General features: G+C 66.5%; 19 protein-coding genes. 12 read left to right on the top strand and 7 right to left on the bottom strand.

From position 1 onward, the window contains the following. The first annotated feature begins 9 nt into the window (after positions 1–9). The 4 genes from RH857_RS01780 to RH857_RS01765 all read left to right on the top strand — a co-directional run bounded on the left by RH857_RS01780 (position 10) and on the right by RH857_RS01765 (position 5,862). Positions 10–1,716, top strand: a complete 1,707-nt coding sequence (locus RH857_RS01780; protein WP_310536258.1) for an alanine/glycine:cation symporter family protein — start codon at positions 10–12, stop codon at positions 1,714–1,716. Positions 1,717–1,837: 121 nt separating this feature from the next. Then, entirely contained in the window at positions 1,838–4,168 is a 2,331-nt protein-coding gene (ligA, locus tag RH857_RS01775; protein ID WP_374761099.1) for an NAD-dependent DNA ligase LigA, read from the top strand. Continuing rightward, positions 4,165–5,019: an inositol monophosphatase family protein gene (locus RH857_RS01770; protein ID WP_310536256.1), complete on the top strand. Its 855-nt coding sequence runs from the start codon at positions 4,165–4,167 to the stop codon at positions 5,017–5,019. Before ligA ends, RH857_RS01770 begins: the two co-directional genes overlap by 4 nt. A gap of 33 nt (positions 5,020–5,052) precedes the next feature. Then, complete coding sequence (locus RH857_RS01765; RefSeq protein WP_310536255.1) at positions 5,053–5,862, top strand: fructosamine kinase family protein; 810 nt, start codon at positions 5,053–5,055, stop codon at positions 5,860–5,862. Positions 5,863–6,610: 748 nt separating this feature from the next. Here the strand turns inward: RH857_RS01765 and RH857_RS01760 are convergent. The 3 genes from RH857_RS01760 to hemE form a co-directional block, all read right to left on the bottom strand. Further along, on the bottom strand, positions 6,611–7,675 hold the full coding sequence (locus tag RH857_RS01760) for a baeRF2 domain-containing protein (protein ID WP_310536254.1): 1,065 nt from the start codon (positions 7,673–7,675) through the stop codon (positions 6,611–6,613). A 130-nt stretch (positions 7,676–7,805) separates the two neighbouring features. Then, on the bottom strand, positions 7,806–9,296 hold the full coding sequence (locus RH857_RS01755) for a protoporphyrinogen/coproporphyrinogen oxidase (RefSeq protein WP_310536253.1): 1,491 nt from the start codon (positions 9,294–9,296) through the stop codon (positions 7,806–7,808). Further along, on the bottom strand, positions 9,296–10,438 hold the full coding sequence (hemE, locus tag RH857_RS01750; protein WP_310536252.1) for a uroporphyrinogen decarboxylase: 1,143 nt from the start codon (positions 10,436–10,438) through the stop codon (positions 9,296–9,298). The genes RH857_RS01755 and hemE overlap by 1 nt, the downstream gene beginning before the upstream one ends. A 48-nt stretch (positions 10,439–10,486) precedes the next feature. On the opposite strand from hemE, the gene RH857_RS01745 reads away from it, so the two are divergent. The 4 genes from RH857_RS01745 to hemC all read left to right on the top strand — a co-directional run bounded on the left by RH857_RS01745 (position 10,487) and on the right by hemC (position 14,995). Then, complete coding sequence (locus RH857_RS01745) at positions 10,487–11,935, top strand: glutamyl-tRNA reductase (RefSeq protein ID WP_310536251.1); 1,449 nt, start codon at positions 10,487–10,489, stop codon at positions 11,933–11,935. 125 nt (positions 11,936–12,060) lie between these two features. Next, on the top strand, positions 12,061–12,819 hold the full coding sequence (gene hemQ, locus RH857_RS01740) for a hydrogen peroxide-dependent heme synthase (RefSeq protein WP_310536250.1): 759 nt from the start codon (positions 12,061–12,063) through the stop codon (positions 12,817–12,819). Positions 12,820–12,839: 20 nt separating this feature from the next. Continuing rightward, on the top strand, positions 12,840–13,979 hold the full coding sequence (locus RH857_RS01735) for a ferrochelatase (RefSeq protein ID WP_374761102.1): 1,140 nt from the start codon (positions 12,840–12,842) through the stop codon (positions 13,977–13,979). After that, complete coding sequence (gene hemC / locus RH857_RS01730) at positions 13,979–14,995, top strand: hydroxymethylbilane synthase (RefSeq protein ID WP_310536248.1); 1,017 nt, start codon at positions 13,979–13,981, stop codon at positions 14,993–14,995. Before RH857_RS01735 ends, hemC begins: the two co-directional genes overlap by 1 nt. Positions 14,996–15,009: 14 nt before the next feature. On the opposite strand, the gene RH857_RS01725 is transcribed toward hemC, so the two are convergent. Further along, positions 15,010–15,207 (bottom strand): hypothetical protein, encoded by a 198-nt coding sequence (locus RH857_RS01725; RefSeq protein WP_310536247.1) that lies wholly within the window; start codon positions 15,205–15,207, stop codon positions 15,010–15,012. A gap of 14 nt (positions 15,208–15,221) precedes the next feature. Between RH857_RS01725 and RH857_RS01720 the strand changes: the two genes are divergently transcribed. From RH857_RS01720 to hemL, 4 genes are all read left to right on the top strand, one after another. Next, complete coding sequence (locus RH857_RS01720; protein ID WP_310536246.1) at positions 15,222–15,671, top strand: hypothetical protein; 450 nt, start codon at positions 15,222–15,224, stop codon at positions 15,669–15,671. Between the two features lie 100 nt (positions 15,672–15,771). Next, the gene (locus RH857_RS01715) at positions 15,772–16,611 is read left to right on the top strand and encodes a uroporphyrinogen-III synthase (RefSeq protein WP_310536245.1); all 840 of its coding nucleotides are present in this window, start codon (positions 15,772–15,774) and stop codon (positions 16,609–16,611) included. Between the two features lie 10 nt (positions 16,612–16,621). Then, positions 16,622–17,737 carry a porphobilinogen synthase gene (hemB, locus tag RH857_RS01710; protein WP_310536244.1) on the top strand — a complete coding sequence of 372 codons (1,116 nt, stop codon included), beginning with the start codon at positions 16,622–16,624 and terminating at the stop codon, positions 17,735–17,737. A gap of 54 nt (positions 17,738–17,791) precedes the next feature. Then, positions 17,792–19,138: a glutamate-1-semialdehyde 2,1-aminomutase gene (gene hemL, locus RH857_RS01705; RefSeq protein WP_374761101.1), complete on the top strand. Its 1,347-nt coding sequence runs from the start codon at positions 17,792–17,794 to the stop codon at positions 19,136–19,138. A gap of 26 nt (positions 19,139–19,164) precedes the next feature. Here the strand turns inward: hemL and RH857_RS01700 are convergent, their stop codons facing one another. Genes RH857_RS01700 through RH857_RS01690 form a run of 3 tightly spaced genes read right to left on the bottom strand, consistent with a single transcriptional unit; the run spans position 19,165 to position 22,174 of the window. Continuing rightward, complete coding sequence (locus RH857_RS01700) at positions 19,165–19,800, bottom strand: HAD family hydrolase (RefSeq protein WP_310536242.1); 636 nt, start codon at positions 19,798–19,800, stop codon at positions 19,165–19,167. Next, positions 19,797–20,900 carry an ABC transporter ATP-binding protein gene (locus RH857_RS01695; protein WP_044496472.1) on the bottom strand — a complete coding sequence of 368 codons (1,104 nt, stop codon included), beginning with the start codon at positions 20,898–20,900 and terminating at the stop codon, positions 19,797–19,799. The genes RH857_RS01700 and RH857_RS01695 overlap by 4 nt, the downstream gene beginning before the upstream one ends. Further along, complete coding sequence (locus RH857_RS01690) at positions 20,897–22,174, bottom strand: extracellular solute-binding protein (RefSeq protein WP_081652785.1); 1,278 nt, start codon at positions 22,172–22,174, stop codon at positions 20,897–20,899. Before RH857_RS01690 ends, RH857_RS01695 begins: the two co-directional genes overlap by 4 nt. Positions 22,175–22,304 lie beyond the last annotated feature (130 nt).

Below are 22,304 nucleotides of genomic sequence, written 5' to 3'. Positions count from 1 at the left end.
GATGCACACATGAATCCATTGGGGCTATTAGCGGCTGAAGAGGCCGAAGCCGAAGAAGCGGCCAACGGTGGAGGGGAAGAGGCCGTCTCCGGCGTCCAGCAGATCGCTAACTCCATTGACGAAGGCTTCGGCAATGTCACCGAGTTCTTTGTGAACCTGATCTTCGGCACCGAAGTGACAGTCCCCCTGGGCCGGCCCTTTCCGGAGGACTCCGCCCTGTGGGACGGCTCCCTGGTGGTCCTGTGGGCCATCGTGGCCGCCATCGGCTTCACCATCTACTTCAAAGCCGTGCAGTTCCGGGGATTCGCCGTCGCGCTCGAGGTGGTGCGCGGCAAGTGGTCCCGCAAGGACGATCCCGGCGAGATCACGCACTTCCAAGCGCTGACTGCAGCAGTCTCCGGCACCGTGGGCCTGGGCAACATCGCCGGTGTGGCCGCTGCAATCGGCCTGGGCGGACCGGGCGCCACCTTCTGGATGATCCTCGCGGGTCTCTTCGGCATGTGCACCAAGTTCGTCGAGTGCACGCTGGGCGTGCGGTACCGCACCATCGATGAGGACGGTACCGTCCACGGCGGTCCCTTCAAGTACCTGCCCGTGGCCTTCCGTAAGCTGGGTCGCATCCCGGTGGCCATCATCACCGGTATCTTCGCCATCTCTGTCATGCTCTTCGGCGTGATCGGCGGCGGCATGTTCCAGGCGAACCAGGCCTTCGCCTCCATCGCCGGGGCAGGCCAGCAGGTCACCGGCAATGAGAACTTCCTCGGCGACGAGGTGCAGGCCCTGATCTTCGGCCTGGTCTTCGCCGCCCTGGTGGCTCTGGTGATCATCGGCGGCGTCAAGCGCATCGCCACCTGGACGGCCACCCTCGTGCCCGTCATGGCTGGCGTCTACGTGCTGGCGTGCCTGCTCATCATTGCCGCCAACATCAACAACATCGGCGACGCGATCGGCTCCATCATCTCCGGCGCCTTCAGCCCGGAGGGCATCGCCGGTGGCGTGATCGGCGTGATCATCATCGGCGTCCAGCGCGCTGCCTTCTCCAACGAAGCCGGCGTCGGCTCCGCTCCGATCGCTCACTCGGCGGTCAAGACCCGTCGTCCGGCCTCCGAGGGTCTGGTCGCGACGCTGGAGCCCTTCCTGGACACCGTGGTGGTGTGTACCATGACCGCCCTGGTGATCATCTTCGCTGCTCCGCAGTCCTTCCTGGACCGTATGGACTTCATCGCCCTGTCGGAGGAGGAGCAAGCAGCTGTTCCGGATGACGAGGTGCCGATCGGCGACATCACGCTGACCCAGGATGCCTTCGAGACCTTCTTCTCCAACTTCTCGGTGATCCTGGCAGTGGCAGTGTTCCTCTTCGCCTTCTCGACCCTGATCACCTGGAGCTACTACGGACTGCAGGCATGGCGCTACATCTTCGGCAAGTCCACCGCCGGAGACACGACCTTCCGCGTCATCGTCTGCGTCATGGTCGTCGTGGGTTGCGTGGTCTCCTTCGGCAACATCATCGACTTCGCCGACTCGGCGCTGTTCCTGTGCATCTTCATCAACGTCGTCGGCCTGGTCATCCTGGCGCCGGTGGTCAAGAAGGAGGTCGAGCAGTACTTCGCCGATCGCAAGGCTGGTCGTCTGATGGAGGACCCGGAGTACATTGAGGGCCCCGAGGACATGGTGACGGTGAGCCGTACCCGGGTGAAGGACACCGCAGACGTCTGATCCTCGCTCACTGAACACCCTGCGTTCACCGCGGAGAGAAGCCCCGCCGGCCCTGTGCCGGCGGGGCTTCGCCGTCTGAGCCTCCAGGAACCAGACAGCTGCGGCCACTAAAGTGGGACGGGTGAGTGAAGCTGTGAACGACGACGACGCCACCCCTGACCTGGACCTGCGGGAGGAGTACGCCCAGCTGGTGGAGGAGGTGCGCAAACACCGCATCGCCTACTACCAGGAGGATGCGCCTCTGATCACCGACGCTGAGTTCGACGAACTCTTTGAGCGTCTGCAGCAGATTGAGGCCGAGCACCCCGAACTGGTCGCCAGCGACTCACCCACCCAGGAGGTCGGAGGCGAGGTCTCGGAGGCGTTCGCGCCCGTGACCCACATCCAGCGGCTCTATTCCCTGGAGGATCTCTTCTCCCGCAGCGAGCTGCGCACCTGGTACGACCGCGCCGTGGCCAGTCTCCAGCAGCAGCGGCCCGACGCCGTCGAGAAGGGACTGACATGGCTCGCCGAGGTCAAGATCGACGGGCTCGCGATCAACCTGCTCTACCGAGACGGCAAGCTAGTGCGCGCCGCCACCCGCGGTGACGGCATCACCGGTGAGGATGTCACGCACAACGTGCTCACCATCGGTGACATCCCTCAGCAGCTGAAGGGCGAGAATCACCCCGCAGAGCTGGAGGTGCGTGGGGAGATCTTCATGCCCACCGCCGAGTTCCATGCGTTCAACGAGCAGCTCACCGCCCAGGGCAAAGCGCCCCTGGCCAACCCTCGCAACGCGGCCGCCGGCTCCTTGCGGCAGAAGGATCCGGCCAAGACCGCCGAGCGCCCCCTGTCCATGTTCGTCCACGGAGTGGGCGCCCGGGACGGCGTCACCCTGACCTCCCAGCACCAGACCTACGACCAGCTCGCCGCCTGGGGCCTGCCGGTGAGCCCTTACACCAAACTGCTGCGCAGCTACGAGGAGATCGAGGCCTACCTCGATGAGTACCTTGAGAAGCGCCACAGCCTGGTCCACGAGATCGACGGCGTCGTCATCAAGGTGGACAGCTTCGAACTGCAGCGCGTCTTGGGCCACACCTCCCGGGTGCCTCGTTGGGCCGCAGCGTATAAGTACCCACCGGAGGAGAAGTCCACGGAGCTGCTGGACATCCGCGTGCAGGTGGGCCGCACCGGCCGAGTCACGCCGTTCGCCGTACTGGAGCCGGTGCTCGTGGCCGGCTCTGAGGTCTCCAAGGCCACCCTGCACAACCAGGACGTGGTGAAGCTGAAGAACGTCAAGATCGGCGACCGGGTGCTGGTCCGCAAAGCCGGTGATGTCATCCCCGAGGTGCTGGGGCCTGTGCTCGCGGAGCGGGAGAAGCGTGAGAAGGAGCCCGGACGGCTGAAGGACTTCGTCTTCCCCTCCCACTGCCCCGCGTGCGGCGCGGAGCTGGCCCCGGCTAAGGAGGGCGACGTCGACTACCGCTGCCCCAACGCTGAATCCTGCCCCGCCCAGCTCGCCGAACGCGTCATCCACGTGGGCTCCCGCGGCGCCCTGGACATCGAGGCCCTCGGGGAAGAGGCCGGCCTGGCGCTGACCAATCCGGACCCGGAAGAGGTGCGCCCGCCCAAGGAGCTCATCGACCCGGAGAAGACTGCGGAGTCCGGAGCGCCGGTGGAGTACGACGACGAGGGTCAGCCGCTCCCGCAGAAGCCGGTGTTGCGCAACGAGGCCGACCTCTTCCACCTCACCCCCGAGGACCTCAAAGGGATCTACCGTTGGCGGGAGGTTCTGGAGAAGAGCTCCGAGACCGGCAAGTTCGAGGGGACGGGCCGGTATGCTCCCGTCCTCTACTTCTGGACCAAGCCCCAGTACTCCAAGGGCGAGCTGAAGGAGGCATCGAAGCCCCGGGAGAACACCACCAAGCTCTTCTCCGAACTGGAGAAGGCCAAGGAGCAGCCGTTGTGGCGGGTGTTGGTGGCCCTGTCCATCCGGCACGTGGGCCCTACGGCCTCCCGCGCTCTGGCCAGCGCCTATGGCTCCATGGAGAAGATCCGCGCCGCCACCGAGGAGGAGCTGGCCGGCATCGACGGGGTCGGTCCCACCATCGCCTCCTCCATCCGGGAGTGGTTCAGTGTGGACTGGCACTGCCACATCATCCAGCGCTGGGCCGAGGCCGGGGTGCGGATGGAGGACGACGTCGACGAATCCATGCCTCGGACTCTGGAAGGTCTCACGGTGGTGGTCACCGGCTCCCTGGAGAACTTCTCCCGGGACGAGTCCAAGGAGGCCATCATCTCCCGTGGCGGCCGTGCTGCCGGTTCGGTCTCGAAGAAGACCGATTACGTGGTGGCTGGGGAGAGCGCAGGGTCCAAGCTGGCCAAGGCCGAGTCGCTGGGCGTGCCGGTGCTGGACGAGGATGAGTTTGTACAGCTGTTGGAGAAGGGTCCCGAAGGGGTGCAGAAATGACGGAGAAGACGACGAGCATCAGTGTGGCCGAGCTGCTGGAGATTGCTCAGGAAGCGGCGGCGGCCGGCGCGGCCGTGCTGGCTGAACGCGAGACGGTGGCCCCGGCAGGCACAGTTCTGACTCAGGCCGAGTCCGGGGTGAAGACCAAGTCCTCGGAGTCCGACCTGGTCACCGACTTTGACCGGCGGGCTGAGGAGGCCGTGCGTGAGGTGATCAGCCGTCGTCGTCCCCACGATTCCATCTCCGGTGAGGAGTACGGCACCACGGAGGTGGAGGACCCCAGCGGCTACCGCTGGTCCATCGATCCGCTGGACGGCACCACGAACTTTGTCCGGGGCATCGCCTACTACGGCACCTCGGTGGGAGTTCAGGGGCCCGACGGCGACTGGCTGGCCGGAGTGGTCAACGCCCCGGCGCTGCGGCGCATCTGGTGGGGCTCCCGCGGTCAGGGGTCCTTCACCACACGGAACGGAGGAGAGCCGGTGCGCCTAGCAGGCCCCACCGGGGACCCGCACGCGGGACTGCTGGCCACCGGCTTCGGCTATGACCCGGATCGCCGTGACGAGCAGACCGCAGCCGTGGCCGAGATGCTGCGGAACTTCGGCAACCTGCGCCGGTTGGGTGCCGCGGCCCTGGACATTTGCATGGTGGCTGATGGCGCCCTGGACGCTTATGCCGAATACGGGATTTGGGAGCACGACTGGGCCGCCGGCGCCCTCATCGCGGAGGAGGCCGGAGTGCCCGTGCGCCGACCGGCCTCTCCCAACAGCGACGAGGCTCCGGACTGGTGCGTGGTCGGCAGCCTCGGCATCGAGCACCGGCAGCTGCAGCCCACGCCCACTGGTCTCTGAGGCCGCACCGGCGCGGCGCTGTCGCCTACGGCCATGGTGTTCCGGAAGCCCAGTCCCCCCGGGTGGTCCCAGGCTGCCCGGATAGAGGCTGCCGGCCTGCGCTGGTTGGCTGAGGCTGAGCCCGGGGGAGGAGCTTCCGTGATACCGGTGCTCTCTGTGGCGCCGGGAGAGCTAGTGCTTCAGGAGATTCCGTCTGTGCCCAGTACCCCGGAAGCCGCTGAGGTCTTCGGTGCTGCGCTGGCGCGGACGCACCGCTCCCTGCCGTCGGGGACGGCGTTCGGGGTGTTGCCTGGCGAGCATCCCAGCGATGAGCCGCCGCTCTTTGGTCCCGCGGATCAGCCGCTTCGCATGGGAACCGGCACACATGACTCCTGGGGCGCCTTCTGTGCCAGTGAGCGTCTGAGCCCCGTGCTCGCGGCACTGCAGAACCGGCTGACCGCCGCCGAGAGGGACCTGCTGGAGGGCGCCAGCGACCGCATCGCGGACGGAGATTTCGACGACGCCGAATCCCGCTCGCGCATCCATGGGGATCTGTGGAGCGGCAACGTCCTCTGGACACCCGGCGACGAGGTGGGGCGAGCGGACGACGTCGTGGCGGTGCTGATTGATCCGGCCGCCCACGCAGGCCACCGGGAGGATGACCTGGCGATGCTGCAGTTGTTCGGGCTTCCGCACCTGGAGGCAGTCATGGCAGCATACGAGCGCACCGCGCCGCTGCGGTCCGGGTGGGAGGAGCGCATCCCCGTGCACCAGCTGTTCTACTTGGCAGTCCACTGGCTGCTCTTCGGGGAGGCCTATCGTGCCCCCACATGCGCGGCGGCCCGGGCAACGCTCTCTCTCTAGCGAGTTTCTTGGCCCTAGTCCTCGCGACCGGATTCCAGGCGTTCCAGGATGCTCATACACGCTGGCGCGCAGATCCCGCAGGGCAGTCCACGGAGTACTGCGGCCCTCCAGCTGGGCCCGCGGCTGCCGGACAAGGCTGTCGCCGAGAATGGTCAGGTCATCCGGCGCCAGCATTGGCGCCATGTCGAGGAACCAGCCGAGGACCGCTGGAAACCGCCGCACCGTGCCACCTCATGACCTCCCCAGGCAAGGCAGCAGGCCGGTGGATCAACAGCCGCAGACCAGACGGAGCGGCGAAGACGCCTGCGGAGCTGCCCGAGAGATGGATAACGTCGTCGTCCCGCAGGCGCGTCGGAAGTGGAAAGCCCAGAAAGCGGGCCGCGGTGGTGTTGCTCAAGCGCAACCTCGGGTGACGTGCAAGGAACCTGTGTAGCAGCTCAGGATCGGCAGTGGCCTGCTGTAGCGGGGATACACCCGTCAGGTGCTGGTAAACCCCGCGTGAGAGCCGCCGGACGTCCCGGCGGCGCAGGCGTTCATCCGTCAACCCCGCATGAAGAGCTTCACGGCGGGTGAAGGTGTGACCGTACAGGGAGGCGGGGAACGGGGAGAGGCGGCGCATGCCCCCAGTCTCGAGCCGCGGGCTCGCCTGCTGGGGGCGTGGCGGAGAATTGTGGATAACCAGTGCTGCTGTTGTCGTCGGAACTCGGGGCCGTTCCGACGACAACAGCAGCGACAGGTCCAGCGGGTCTTAGGGCTGGGTGTCCATCTGGTCCACGGGGGCCTCATAGCGCAGAATGGCAGCCGCCTGGTCCGCCACCCCGGTGCCGACGAGGCCCACGGCCGCGTCGACGCTGGCGGCGGCCTGCAGGAGCTGATCCTCGTCTTGGGCCCGCTCGTCGTAGCGGAGCAGCAGCGTCTCCACCGCGCCGAGCTGCACGGCGCGGCGGATGTTCTCAGCACCCTCCACTGCCAGATTGTGCGCCCGCGCTTCCCGGTAACGGTCGGTCAGCTCGCGAGTGCGTTCCAGCGTGATCTGGCGAGCCAGGTCGCTCAGATCCTCCGACAGGGCCTGTTCTGCGCCCTCGTCAGCGCTCTCGGCGGCAATACCGCCTCCGGACTCGACCTCGTGGGCAATCTGCTGGAGGTCGTGGGGAAGCTCATTGTGCAGCAGGCGGCGTCCCTGGACCTCGCCGGCCAGCACCACGACGTCGGGCTGGAAGCGTTGGGCGGTCTTCTTCAGCTGAGTAAGCACATCGCGGATGTTCTGCTTGGCGGCCTCGTCGGCGGTGTTCTGGATCTGGCGGTGCTTCAGGTGCTGCCCTCGAGGTTTGTGCACCGATTCCACCGCTGAACCCTCAACGGTCTGCTCCTCCTCGGTGTCGAGAACATCGGAGGAGGTGAGTACGAGCCTGCGCAGCACTGCCTGCTCCTGATCCGTCACGGCCACCAGCATCCGCACGGACCGCAGGCGCTGGCGCAGGTAATCACCCAGCTGGGCAGGTTCCCCGAGCTCAGCGTGGTCGCCCCCGGCGCCCGTGGCGTCAAAGTCCTCCTCCAGCAGCAGGCCGGTGCGGTTGGCCACCAGCACCCGCCCTTCAGTCTGGACCGCGGTGGGGTTCTCCGTGATCACGGCGTTTTCCAAGGCTGACAGCGCCTCCTCGTGCGCGCCGGCGTCGGCGAGCTGACTCTTGAGCTCTTCCCATCGCAGCCTGACCTTCTGCTCGGCGTCGGCTGAGGCGGGCTGTGCCTCAAGATAGACCGTGGCAAAGGGAGCCTCGGCCTCGTAGATGTGTCGTAGAGCGGAGAGCTGCATGATCCATCACCTTCCCTTACGCGGAATCGGTTGCCGGTCTGCTCGACCATTACCGGTGACGTTAGGAGCCGCAGGTCAGCACCGGCACCATACGAGCTTGGAACTTCCTCCATGCCCGCATCCCGGATGGTCAGGACGACGCCGACCCCAGAACCTGTGCCGCCACATTGCGGGCATCAGGAATGACCTGGGCCAGGCCGGTGCCGGCGAACCAGGTGCCTACCGTGTAGAACGCGGGCTCCCCGGCGGCTCTCGCGGCTCGCCGCTCAGCCAGGGCGGCACGCAGTGCCTGGGCCTGCGTGCGCTGCTCGGTCGCGGCACCGGGCAGCGCCTTGTCCCATCGGACCACGCTGGCGTCGAGGACCTCCAGCTGGGTGCGGGACAGGCCGAAGAGCTGGGGGACATCGTCCATGGCGGCCGCCAGGAGGTCTTCATCGCGGGATCTGTACCCCAGAGTGTCCGCCGAATCGGTGATCCGGCCGTAGGACAGGCGCACCACGTGGTGGCCCGGTCCCAGCTGATGGATGAGAGCACGCGCCGCCCAGTCCCATTTGGCGGAAACATGCGTCATGGCCTTTGCCGCCACGTGCATCACCGAGGGGGCCACAAGCATGCCCGTGCCCCGGGGACGGCCATCAAGGTCGGGTGCGTGCAGGACCAGCGTGACCAGTGCGACCCCGCTTCCCTGCGCGCCGGAGTCCTTCTCCGGGGTACTCGAAACTCCCGGTCCGGAGCCGACCGTTCCCGGGCCGTCCAGCCCCGTGCCGTCCAACCACCCCGCGGCCAGTCGCGAGGCGCCGGGTCCGTCCACGGCCAGCACCACGTGGTCAGCCCTTAGCTCTGCGTGCCCCACCGCGGCGAGGGACTCAACCGGCGTCTTCAGGAGCAGGCGCGCGCCCATAGTCCTCAGCTGAATCTCCAGCGCAGAGACGAGCGTGTTCATCCCGCCGCGCAGCGACTGGACTGCGGAGCCGGCCGGAGCCTGGGCGCGCAGGAGGGCCACGGCGCGGGCCAGAGACCCTTGCTCGAGCATGGTGGTGAAGAGCTTCGGGTGCGCTGCCCGGACATCAAGGTCATCGGGGGCGGCGGAGTGCACCCCCGAGGTGATGGGGGAGACCAGACGGTGAAGCACGGGCTCGCCCATGCGGGCACGTACCACCTCTCCCAGACTCGGGGCGTCCTCGGGACGCCAAGTCATCGGGAGATGCAGGTCCTCCAGGGCGCGTTCGGCGGCCTCGTCTCCCAGCAGCCGACGGACGTCCTCGGCCCCGGGGTCGGCGGGGATGCCCAGCAGCCCCGTGGCGGGCAGAGGAGCCGCCCTATCGGGCAGCTGAAGCCACGCGGGTGCGGGCGTCGGGGACACCACCTGGTCGCTGAGGCCCAGATCATCGATCAGCTCACGAACCGCAGGGGTGCGTGTGGCGAACGCTTCTGCGCCGGCGTCGAGCCGCACGCCTGCCAGCGTCTGGGGCGCGACGGCGCCGCCCAGCTGCTCGCCGGCCTCGTACACGGTCACCGAGTGTCCGGCCCTGGCCAGCTGCCAGGCCACGGTCAGACCAGCGACGCCGCCGCCCACGACGATGCTCGTCATCCTGCTGCCGCCGGCACTGCGGGTGCTCATCAGTAGTCGATGCTGTGGATGAGCTCCACCACGCGGGTCAGGACCTCGGGATCGGTCTCCGGAGGGACGCCGTGACCGAGATTGAGGACATGGCCGGCAGCACCGGCGCCGTCGCCGATGACCTCGCGCACATGGTCCTCAAGCACATCCCAGGGAGCGGAGAGCAGGGCCGGGTCAATGTTGCCCTGCAAGGGGGTCTCCGCGCCGACACGTGCGGTGGCCTCCGCCAGATTCAGCCGGTAGTCCACGCCCACCACGGTGCTGTCGTTCTCGCGTCCGGCCAGAGCCAGCGCGGAGTCCCCGGCGTTCTTCATCAGATCCAGGATCTCCCCGGTGCCCGTGCCGAAGTGGACCAGCGGAGTTCCCAGATCGGCCACGTGGGAGAAGGCTGCGGCGGAGTGCTTCTGCACGTGGGCGGCGTAGTCCGCGCGCCCCAGGGAACCCGCCCACGAGTCAAAGAGCTGAGCGGCTGAAGCGCCCGCCATCAGCTGGGCCCGCATGAATCGTCCGGAGACATCGGCGGCCCAGGATGCCAGCGCGTCCCAGGTCTGGGGATCGGCATGCATCATGGTCCGCGGACCCAGGTGGTCCCGCGACGGTCGGCCCTCAACCATGTAGGCGGCCAGGGTGAAGGGTGCTCCCGCGAACCCGATCAGCGGGGTGGATCCCAGCTCCGCGACCGTGCGCTGCACGGCTTCGGTGATCGGGGCGAAGGCCTCCTCCTCAAGCCGGGGCAGGGCGGCCACATCTGCCGCACTGCGCACCGGTGTTCCCAGCACCGGGCCCACCCCCGGCTGGATCTCTACATCCACCCCGGCCAGGCGCAGGGGAATCACGATGTCGGAGAAGAAGATCGCCGCATCCACGTCGTGGCGGCGCACCGGCTGAAGAGTGATCTCGCTGGCCATCTCCGGGTTCAGACAGGAGTCCAGCATGGTCGTGCCTTCACGCAGCTTGCGGTACTCCGGGAGCGAACGGCCCGCCTGCCGCATGAACCACACCGGTCGCCGCTGCGGCTTGGCCGCCGCGCCGTCCGCCGTCCGCGAACCCCGGTACTGATTCAGCAGCGGCGCGTCAGCGGTGACGCCGGTGATCAGCGGGTGGTCGGAGGGCAGTGCAGAGGCCGGCGTCGTCGAAGTCATGACACCATTCTGCCGCGAACTTCGACACACGGTAGAATCAACTCCGCCGTGGTTCTCTTTTCACTTGTTGCCACCCACACCGATCTCGACCTCGAGACTGTGGGAACCCTCTCCTCAGGAGCGGCCGACGTCGCCGCTTCTGTTGATCTGCCTGCCGTCACGCTGGCCACCTGCAACCGGCTGGAGATCTACGCCGAGTCGGCCTCCGAGAAGCCGGAGGACCTCGAATCCAGCCGCGAGAAGCTGCTCGACGCCGTCGCAGAGTCCTCAGGGCTGGACCGCGACACCGTGGCCCGTTCCTTCAGGGTCCTCATCGAGGACGACGCCGTCAGCCACCTCTTCGAGGTCGGAGCCGGACTGGACTCCGCTGTCATGGGCGAGCGAGAGATTGCCGGTCAGGTTCGCCGCTCCCTCAACGAGGCCAAGAGCGCGGGCACCGCATCGGGCAACCTCACCAAGCTTTTTGAGACCGCCACCCGGACCGCCAAGGACGTGGGCACCAAGACCGCCCTGGGCGCACGAGGGCGATCCATCGTCTCTGTGGCCCTGGACATCGCCGGGGATATGCGCGGGGACGGCCCGCAGTTCTACCGTGAAGCGAAGGTGCTGCTCATCGGCACCGGCGCTTATGCCGGGACGTCGCTGGCCCAGCTCGTGGAACGGGGAGTCCCGGAGATCTCCGTCTTCTCCGGATCCGGTCGGGCCGAAGAGTTCGTCGCCGAACGCGGCGGACACGCCAAGCCCCTGCGCATGGATGAGCTCGCCGCAGCCTTCCGCGAGGCCGACCTGGTGATCGGATGCTCCGGGGGCAACCGGCGCATCACCGCCAAGGAGATCCAGTCCCTGGCCGGGCTGTCGGAGCGGGAGGCCCCGCTGCTGGTGATCGACCTGGCCCTCTCCCACGACTTCGAGCCCGCTGTGGCGGAGCTGGACGGCGTGGAGCTGATCACGCTCGAGTCGGTCAAGGTCGCAGCCCCTGGGGAGACCCAGGACTCCGTGGAGGAGGCGCGCGCCGTCGTCGCCGAATCGGTCCAGCAGTACCTCACGGAGCGCCGTGAGCGCACCGCCGACGACGCGATCGTAGCCCTGCGGCGCCACACCCAGCAGCTGCTGGACTCCGAGATGGAGAAGGTCCGCAAGGCTCACGGATGCACCGCCGCGGCCGAGGAAGTCGAGTTCGCCGTGCGCCGGATCGTGCGCAAACTGCTGCACACCCCCACGGTGCGAGCTCGTGAGCTGGCCGCCGAAGGGCGGACTGAGGACTACATCAAGGCCCTCGACGTGCTTTTCGGATTGGACGTGGGCTCGCGGGAGGAGTCCCAGCGGCCAGGCCCGGCGCGCCGGCGTCGTGCCGAGGAGTTCTCCGCCGCCGAGATCGCCCAGATGGCCACCTACCTGCAGCAGGTTCCCGAGGGCGGGTTCTGCCGCCACCACCGCCCCGGGGAGTTCAATATCGAGCGCCTGGCCTTCACGCAGCAGATCCGCCGCAGCGCCTAGTCAGACCGCCGCACCGGCTCGAGCGGGCACCGTGAGCCACCCCACTTCTACAGCCTGTAGAAAACCGTGCTCCACGGGTTAGACTGCTTAATACGAACTCTTAAGAAGTAGTGGAGGAGCCCGCAGTGAGCGAAGGTTACGGCCGCAATCCCCAACGCACCGCCGAGGACGTCAACTCCTCCGGCAAAGACTGGTTCACCCTCTTCACGGTCTTCAAGCGCAGCCCCGCCCAGAGCTACTGGGACCGGATCGTGCGCAGCGAGCCCCAGGAGGGCCGCAGCGCCAAGAAGCTCACCAAGGAGTTCGACGACGCCGTCGCCGCCCTGGCCGAGCAGGAGATCATCCTGCGCGGAGTCTATGACGTCTCAGGTATGCGCGCCGATGCCGACGTCATGCTCTGGCTCACCGGACACGCCGCTGAGGAGCTGCAGGCCGCTCTGCGCCTGCTGCACCGCACCGGCGTGCTGAACCAGACCGAGATCGCCTTCTCCGCCATGGGTGTCCACCGCACCGCGGAGTTCGCCCGCTCCCACGTGCCCGCCTTCGCCCGCGGTGTGGAGGCCGAGGACTGGCTGGTGGTCTACCCCTTCAACCGCAGCTACGACTGGTACCTCATGGAACCGGCCAAGCGCGGAAAGATGCTGCGCGAGCACGGCATGCTGGGTCAGGAGTTCCCCTCCGTGCTGGCCAACACCACCAGCGCATTCGCCCTCAACGACTGGGAGTGGCTGCTGGCGCTGGAATCCCCGAAGCTCACGGATCTTGTGGACATGATGCGCAAGCTGCGCGAGTCCGAGACCCGCTACCACGTCCGGGACGAGACCCCGTTCTACACCGGACGCCGCCTTGCCCAGACCGACGACATCCTCGAGGTGCTTGCCTGATGACCACCACCCCCGCCCCGATGCCCGTTGAGTACCGCGCCCAGCAGCCACTGGACGGGGAGCGCGCCAACTACGACGCGATCCTGTTGGCCAGCTTCGGCGGTCCTGAGGGCCAGGACCACGTGATTCCGTTCCTGCGCAACGTCACCGCGGGTCGCGGAATCCCGGACGAGCGTCTGGAAGAGGTCGCCACGCACTATCGCGCCAACGGTGGCGTGAGCCCCATCAACGCGCAGAACCTCGAGCTGAAGGCGGCACTGGAGGCTGAGCTGGCCAAGAGGCAGATCGAGCTGCCGGTGTACTGGGGCAACCGCAACTGGGATCCCTACTTCAACGACACTTTCCGCCAGATGTACGCCGACGGTCACCGCCGGGTGCTGGTGCTCGTGACCTCCGCCTACGCCGGCTACTCCAGCAACGATCAGTACCTCGAGGACTTCGAGCGTTCGCTCAAGGAGACTGAGCTGGAGGGCAAGCTGACGCTGGTCAAGATCCGTCAGTTCTTCTACGACAAGGCCTTCACCCGCCCCAACGAGGAGTTCCTCGCCGCGGGCATCGCCGAGGTCAAGTCCCAGCTGCAGGCCGCAGGCAAGACCGACGGCAAGATCAAGCTGCTCTTCGTCACCCACTCCATCCCCACCGCAGTGGCCGAGAAGCAGGGCCCCCAGCGCATCAAGGACCTCTTCGGCACCGACGTCTACACCGCCCAGCACCAGGCGGTCGCCGACTACCTGGTGGGGGCCGTCTCCGCGGCGGAGGGACTGGACTACCAGGTGGTCTTCCAGTCCCGCTCCGGTGATCCCCGCACCCCGTGGCTGGAGCCGGACATCAACGATCAGATCGAGGAGGACGCTGCCGCGGGATACGCCGGCGTCGTCGTCGTGCCGTTCGGGTTCATCTCGGATCACATGGAGGTGATCTGGGACCTCGACACCGAAGCCAAGGAAACGGCTCAGGAGAAGGGGCTGGCCTTCCACCGTGCACCTACCACGGGGGTTCACCCCGAGTTTGTGGCCGGTCTGGTGGACATCATGGGCGAGTACATCGCCGGTGCAGAAGGTGAGCCGCTGGCCAACGGTGAGCAGACCGTGCCCGGCGACTGGTCAGACCTCACCGGCGACGGCGGTTGGGGCACTTCGCTGGAGGGTGAGTCCGCCTGATGGCGTTCCGAGTAGGCACCCGAGGCAGCCGGCTGGCGCTGACACAGACGACGACGGCGGCCCAGGCCCTCTCGGAGTACTCCGGGTACGACCACGAGCTGGTCACCATCAAGTCCGAAGGCGACGTGCTCACCGGGCCGCTCTCCCAACTCGGGGGCACGGGTGTCTTCGCCACCGCCCTGCGACAGGCCCTGTTCGACGAACGAGTGGACGTCGCCGTGCACTCCATGAAGGACCTGCCCGCCAAGGACCTGGAGGGACTGGCGATTGCCGCGGTCCCCGTGCGTGAGGACGTCCGGGACGCCCTGTGCTCGGCCGAGGATCTCACCCTCGAGGAACTGCCCGAGGGCGCTAAGGTCGGCACGGGGTCACCCCGGCGGGCCGCGCAGCTGCTGGCCGCGCGCCCGGACCTGCAGATCGTGGACATCCGCGGCAACGTGGGTACTCGACTGGCCCGAGTCCGGGGCCGGGAGGACGCTGCAGAAGCATCCTCGCAGGCACCCGACGCCGCCCGCGGCGACCTGGATGCGGTGGTGCTTGCCGGTGCCGGCCTGAAGCGGCTGGAACTTCACGAGCACATTTCGGAGCTGCTGGATCCCGCTGTGATGCTCCCAGCCCCCGGACAAGGTGCGCTCGCAGTGGAGGTGCGCGCTGCCGATGCTGCCGTTTCCCAGCCGCTGGGCATTGCTCTGGCGCAGTACGAGCACATTCCCACCCGCCTCGAGGTCACCGCAGAGCGGGCCATGCTGGCGCGGTTGAACGCCGGATGTGCAGCCCCGCTGGGCGGTCTCGCGCGCTGTGAGGATGAGCCTGACGGAGGGGTGCGCCTGCGCCTGGATGCCGCGGTCTGCGCGCCAGACGGCTCGCAGGTCCAGTATGCCGGCCAGGAGCTGACCCTCGAGGCCGGCGTCACCCGGGAAGGCGGTATCGAGGCCGCCCAGGAACTCGGCCGTGCCGTGGCGGAGACGCTGCTGGCCGAGGACACCGGGCTGCTCAAACACGTTGTGGACAGCTGAGCCCGCTGACAGTCCTAGGGCGCAGGCAGCTCAATGTCCTGGCTGAACTCCTCAAGGGTTTCGTCTGAACCGATGACCTCAGCCCCCGGTCGGGTGTAGCGCAGCACATACGTCTCAGCACGCTCCTCCGCAAAGAAGGCGATCCACCCGGTGTGCTCCCCGCCGTCCCTGCGGGCCACGTCCTCCAGCGGGGTGCGGTCCGCGGCCTCCACTGGTGGGGCCCTGGGTGCTGAAGGTCCTCACGGGACGTCAGCTGAAGAGAGCGCGCACCGTGGAGCGGCTGGTTGCGGCGCGAAGTGTTCTGGAATCTCCGCAGCAGATGTGGAAGCAGATCGGCGGGGTCTCCATCACCACCTACGCAGGGGTGGTGGGGATTAACCAGAGTGCCCAGGTGCTCGACCGCCGGCACCTCTACGTTTCCCTCCACAAGGTGGGCATGTCCAGGGCCCAGCTGCAGCGGATTCGGACGCTGGCGGTGATGCGTTCGCTGGGCATCGTGGTCACCATTGCGCTGCTGGCCGCGGCCGTGACCGCGTTCCCCATCATCGGGCTGGCCGTGCTCAGCGCCCCGGCCACGGTGGCTACCGCGTTGGCGGTGCTCGCATTGGGCGTGGGCGCCGTGTACGGAGGAGTGCATGCCACGCGGTCCACACTGGCGCGAGTGGTCCCTGCCTGAGAGATTCGCGCCGGAGAGCCCGAGCTCAGGCGGTCACCGCGCTGGGACGACGGCGACGACGTCGGCCGTGGGTGACCAGCCAGGCAGCTAGGCTGAGGGAATGCGCATCGTCCTGACCCGTCACCCTGCTCAGGCCGGTTCCCTGGAGGCCGAGCTGCGCGAGGCCGGGGTGGAGGTGGCCTTTCTTCCGCTGACCATCCAGCGACTCCCACGCGACACCGCCTCGCTGCGCCGGGCCGTTGCCGAGCTGGAGGCCGGGGCGTTCTCCACGTTGCTGCTGACCAGCAGCAATACGGTGCGGGCGCTGCTGGCTGCTGGGTGGGACGGAAGCGTTCCCGAGAAGGTGAGGGTCGGCGTCGTCGGGCCGGGCACCGCGCGCACTCTGCAGCAGCTCACGGGACTGACCACTATCTGGATGCCCCAGGCGGAGCACAGTGCTGCGGGGATCCTCGCGGAACTTCCGGCCCCGGAGCCGGGGGAGAGGCTGCTGCTGCCGCAGTCGGCGCAGGCTCGGCCAGTGCTGTCCACCGGGCTGCGTGAGCGCGGCTGGGACGTGCATCGCGTGATCGCCTACGAGACCGTCACGCCTGGAAACCACGACGACGGCGCCCCGCTGGGACCGGGAGCCGGCTCGAGCACCCTGTTGGGCTCGCCCCTGGACCAGCTGGATTCTCCGCGTCAGGACAACGGCCCTGCGGGGGAAGCCGGGGAGCGCATGCTGGAGCCCACGGATCTGCGCAGCACGGACTGGGTGCTGGTCACGGCCTCCTCAGCAGCCCGGGAGCTGCTGCGCCAGGTGCCGGAGACGGAACAGCCGCGGCTGATCGCGATCGGGGAGCCGACGGCTCAGACGCTGCGTGCCGCTGGGCGCCCTGCGGAGGCAGTCCTGGCTTCTCCCACGGGGTCAGCCCTCCTGCAGGCGCTGGTCCCGGGCCACTAGACTTAAGGCCATGGCTTTCCCCGCAGAGCAGCCCCGTATGACCCACCGTCCGCGCCGGTTGCGGCGCACCCCGGCCCTGCGCCGGCTGGTGGCTCAAACCCGGCTGCACCCCGCCGACTTCATCCTCCCGGCCTTCGTGCGTGAGGGACTGACGGAGCCGGCGCCCATTAGCTCGATGCCCGGTGTTGTTCAGCACACCGAGCAGACCCTTCTGGAGGCCGCCGAGGAAGCCCGCGACCTGGGCCTGGGCGGGATCATGCTCTTCGGCATCCCCGCTGAGCGCGACGCCACCGGTTCCGCCGGACTGGACCCCGAGGGCATCCTTAATCGCAGCATCCGGGCGGTGAAAGACCGTGTAGGTGAGGAACTGCCCGTGATGAGCGACGTGTGCCTGGACGAGTTCACCGATCACGGTCACTGCGGTGTCCTCGACGCCGAGGGCGGGGTCGACAATGACGCCACCCTGGAGCTCTACGCCCGTATGGCCGTAGTCCAGGCCCAATCCGGTGCCGACGTCGTCGCGCCCTCAGGAATGATGGACGGCCAGGTGGCTGTCATCCGGCGGTCCCTGGATGACGCCGGCTTCAAGCACGTGCCGATCCTTGCCTACGCCGCCAAATACGCATCCGCCTTCTACGGACCCTTCCGTGAGGCCGTGGATTCTCAGCTGACTGGAGACCGCCGGCAGTATCAGATGGACGCGCCCAACCGCACTGAAGCTCTGCGCGAAGTGCAGCTGGACCTGGATGAGGGCGCGGACATGGTCATGGTCAAACCCGCAGGGGCCTACTTGGACATTCTCTCCGACGTGGCTCAGCTCAGCGATGTCCCCGTCTCCGCCTACCAGGTCAGCGGCGAGTACGCGATGATCGAAGCGGCCGCCGCCAACGGCTGGGTGGACCGTCGCGGGGTCGTGCTGGAATCCCTGCTGGCCGTACGCCGGGCGGGAGCCACCAACGTGCTCACCTATTACGCGGCAGAAGTCGCGCGCTGGCTGCGTGAGGAGAACGCCTCCGTGACACCGGCGCAGTCGCGCTCCTCCGTGGAAGAGACCGAATACCCGCGCGCCAGCGGGAACACCACGGAGCTGCGCGAATCCGACGCCGGCTACCCGCCCGTCAGCTGACCACCGCCAGCCGTACTCCGAACTCTGTGACCCGATCAGACGAGACCTAAGGAACTGAACCTCAGCATGGCTACCAACCAGGACCTGCACACCGCCGCCCGCGACCTGATGCCCGGGGGAGTGAATTCCCCCGTGCGTGCTTTCGGCTCGGTAGGCGGGACCCCGGTTTCCATGGTCGCGGGAGAAGGCCCCTACCTGACCGACACCGAGGGCAAGCGGTATGTGGATCTCGTGGGCTCCTGGGGCCCGGCACTGCTGGGGCATAAGCACCCCAAGGTCATCGAAGCCGTGCACGCCGCCGTCGACCAGGGTCTGGGATTCGGCACCTCGCACCCGGCAGAGGCGCGTCTGGCGGAGCTGGTGCGCGAGCGTGTTCGGGGCGAGAACCTCACCGGTGCCCAGATGATCCGCATGGTCTCCACCGGCACCGAGGCCACCATGACCGCGATCCGTCTGGCACGCGGGGTGACGGGCAAGAACCTCGTGGTGAAGTTCGCAGGCTGCTACCACGGCCACTCCGACGGACTGCTGGCGGCAGCGGGATCCGGTGTGGCCACCCTGGGACTTCCCGGGTCCGCAGGGGTCACTCAGGCACAGGCTTCCGAGACCATCGTCATCGAGTACAACGACCGGCAAGCGCTGGAGGCAGTCTTCGCCGAGCACGGAGACAACGTCGCAGCGGTCATCACCGAGGCGACTCCGGCCAACATGGGCGTGGTACCTCCGAGCGAGGGCTTCAACGCCTTCATCCGCGAGATCACCCAGCGCCACGGGGCGTTGATGATCTTCGATGAGGTCATGACCGGTTTCCGCATCACCGAGGCCGGCTACTGGGGCGCATCCGGGCGAGTAGAAGGCTGGGAGCCCGACATCTTCACCTTCGGCAAGGTCATCGGCGGCGGTCTGCCCACGGCAGCGCTGGCTGGGCGTCGCGAGATCATGGAGCATCTGGCACCCACCGGTCCGGTCTACCACGCAGGGACCCTCTCAGGTAATCCGGTGGCCATGGCTGCCGGCGTCGCGACCTTGGAGAACGCCACCGCGGAGGTCTACCGCCACATCGATGAGAAGGCCCAGGTGGTGGCCGATGCGCTCGCCGCCGCGCTCTCTGACGCCGGGGTGGACCACACGCTGCAGAAGGTCGGCTCCCTGTTCTCGGTGGCGTTCGGGACCTCGGCCACCGGCGTGCACAACTATGCCCAGGCTCAGGCGCAGGAGGCTTTCCGCTACGGTCCGTTCTTCCACGCCATGCTGGAGCAGGGCGTCTACCTTCCCCCGAGCGTGTTTGAGGCGTGGTTCCTCTCAGCGGCCCACGACGACGAAGCCGTCGGCCGCATCCTGCAGGCCCTTCCCGCTGCCGCCCGCGCCGCAGCAGGGGCGCAGCCCGGAAGCGGGAAATGAAAACAGTTTTCTACAAGATCAATGGCTTAGACGTTGATGATGCTCCGCAACTCTGAGAAGGAACTGATGAAGTGGGTCGGAGCCGAAGCCTTTACCTTTTCTTCGCACTGGTGTCCGCCTGCGATCGCTACGGAGAGAAAACCTGCGGCTTTCGCGCTCACAACATCGTAGGCTGTGTCGCCCACGTAGTAGGCCGGTGCATGGTGCCTGCCCAGCGTGCTGAGGGCGTGCGCCTTATCTTTGACACCTCCCAGGGTGATATCGAAGAGCGAAGTGAGACCATGTCGGCGAAGGTCCTCTCCTACCGCGGAAGGGCTCACGGCTGAGAGGACCCCCGTGGTGACACCATGAGCTCGAAGGTCCCTCAACAACGTGCGGACACCTTGGCGAAGAGGAGAGGGCGCGCGCATCTCCAGTCCCCATTCCTCTTCCACATGTTCGAGGAGATGGGGAGGGATGCCGAAGGAAGCGAACCAGGAACTCAGCGGGAGCATGAACTGCTGGCGGAAAGATTCTCGGTCCACCAGGGTCTGGTGATGGCGGAGTAACACCGTATTTGTTGCACGTACAGCACGGTCCAGATCGTCCATGAGGGTGCCATTGAGGTCGAACAGCACCAGTGGGCATGATGTATTGGGCTTCAGGCTTTTGATATCGGTCACGCGTCGAGAGGTTCCTGTTCCTTCAGCCACTCCGCCGCGGTTCCCATGTTCAGCCCCGTCTTGGTGTCAAAGACGGAGACATGACGGGGGTCGCAGTGGAGAGGTATCACGGCATCACGCTGGGAGGTGTAGTCCGCGGGAACCCGTACACGTATTACGGGGCCGCCGAGTTCGACGTCTAGGATCCGTGAGGAGCCTTCATGCTCGATCTCCAGGACGCGGCCTTTAAAGTTCCATGTGTCGGCTCCCCCGGGAATGATGTTCTCTGGCCTGATGCCGAGGGTGATGTCATTCTCGGAGTTTGGTCCGCGGACGACGCCGAGAGGTGAGACGAATCCCTCATCCCGGCGCTCAGCATGCAGCAGATTCATTGGTGGACTGCCCACGAACCCTGCGACGAAGAGGGTTGCGGGACGGTGGTACACATCGTCGGGAGTCCCCAGCTGCTCGATTCGCCCGTTGTGCATCACCGCAATTCGATCGGCTGTAGCCATCGCATCGGCTTGGTCATGGGTGACCATCAGGTGGGTGGCACCGATATCCCGCAGACGTCGGGAGATCTCTAGACGGAGGCTCAGATGGAGCTGGGCGTCCAGGCCGGAGAGGGGTTCATCGAGCAGCACTACCGAGGAGTGTCTGGCCATGGCTCGTGCCAGGGCAACCCGTTGCCTCTGGCCGCCTGACATCTCACGGGGTCGCCTGTCCAAGAGATGATCTATGCCCAGCATAGTGGCCACGTCTTCAGCTCGGCGCGTGGCTTCTGCCTTGCCGATCTTCAAGCCGTGGATGAGACCCATAGTGATGTTTTTGCGTGCCGAGAGATGAGGGTAGAGCGCGAAGTGCTGGAAGACGATGGCGATGTCACGTTCGTGCGTCGGTATGCCGCTTTGTTCCCTCCCCCCGATGATCACCTTGCCGGAAGTCGGTGGCTCCAATCCGGCGATTAGTCGCAGCAGGGTGGACTTGCCTGAGCCTGAAGGCCCCAGGACGACGAGGCTCTCTCCCGGAGCTACTTCCAAGTCGATGTGGTCCACCGCCGTGACATCACCGAAGTGCTTGGAGAGTCCCTCGAGAGCGATGGTGTGGGAAGAGGTGTTCACTGGACTTCCCTTTCAATCCTCTCGACCGTGTCCGGCACTACGACGTCCACTGCCTCGCCGTTGGTCAGACGTTGCACCATGTCCTGGAGGATCTGGTTCACCGCTGGAGTGGAACTTCCGTGCCAGCCTCCCCACAGGGTGGGGGTTCCCTCATAAGTCCAGGCGTAACCCACAGGAGTTTCTGCTAAAGGATCCTCGGACAGAATCTGAGCAGCTTTGCTGTCTACAGGGATGTAGCTCCAGTCCTTAGAGCTTTCTACGATGTTCTCAGTGCTGAGCATGGCCGAAATGAACTCGTAGGAGTACGCGGCAGCACAGCTGTCCTCTGAAAGGACCATCCAACCGTTTCCTCCAATAGGAAGTTCCGGGGTTCCCCCGTCAGGAATGGGGAAGTCGGTGACGGTCCACTCGAAGTTTTCTCCGATCTGGTCGTGGAAAGTCGCGGCGATCTGCGGGCTATAAACCAGGTAGGCGAGGTTGCCACTGGTGAAGGCATCCAGCGCGTCTGCAACGTCAAGAGAGTCGTGCAGTCCTTGGCTGCCGAACTCCTCAAGGATCGCAAGCCCTTCACGTCCTTCTTCGGTATCAAAGGCTGGCATGCCGTCCTCGTCGACCAAGGTGCCTCCAGCGTTCTGAATCATGGCTTGGACTGGCCAATCGCTGATTGCCGTGCGGGGGACATGGACAGAAGCGTTTCCAGTAGCCTCCGTCACCTGCTGTGCGGCTTCCAGCCATTCGGAGTAAGTGGCAGGGGCTTGGGTAACCCCTGCATTCTCCGTGATATCGGTATTTGTGAAGAGGACGGGGACGGAGGTCTGGAACGGTGCGGTGTAGACCGTCCCGTCCACTGAACCTGCTTCGAGGAAGCGCTCGTCGTAGGTATCGGCTAACGCAGAAGTGTCGAAGGGCTGGGGGTCGTATTCGTCGACCCAGAACCTCACCTGACCGAGGCCTACCATGATCACATCTGGGCGGGAACCTGCTGCGATGTCGGCCACGAGCTGCTGAGTAAGTTCGTCGTAACTTCCGCCGGGGACTTCGTTGATCTCAACGGTCAGCCCCTCATATTCAGCTTCGAGCACCTCTTTGGCGTTCTCGGCCGGTTTAGTTCCCCATTGAAGGAACTGAGCCTCGATCGTTGTGTCCTCGGGCGCGCATTCGCTAATATCGGCGGCTTCGGCCACCTCTCCGGAACTATTGTCTCCGCAAGCGACGAGTGCCAAGGCAGAGAGAAGTCCGATCGAGAGCAGTGCCGCTGGGCGTGGGAATGTCATTCTGCTGGTCATAGTGGTGACGTACCTTTCGGATGAAGAGGTCATGGTGTTGGGATGAGCGAAACGAGGTTCTGTTGTCATACGCGTTTGTCTTTCCGGGCAGAGAACCGCAGCAGCGGGGCCTCAGAGC

The sequence above is a fragment of the Nesterenkonia flava genome (assembly GCF_031432335.1).
GTDB classification, from domain to species: Bacteria; Actinomycetota; Actinomycetes; order Actinomycetales; family Micrococcaceae; genus Nesterenkonia; species Nesterenkonia flava.
This window is presented reverse-complemented; position numbering and strand designations above follow the sequence as displayed.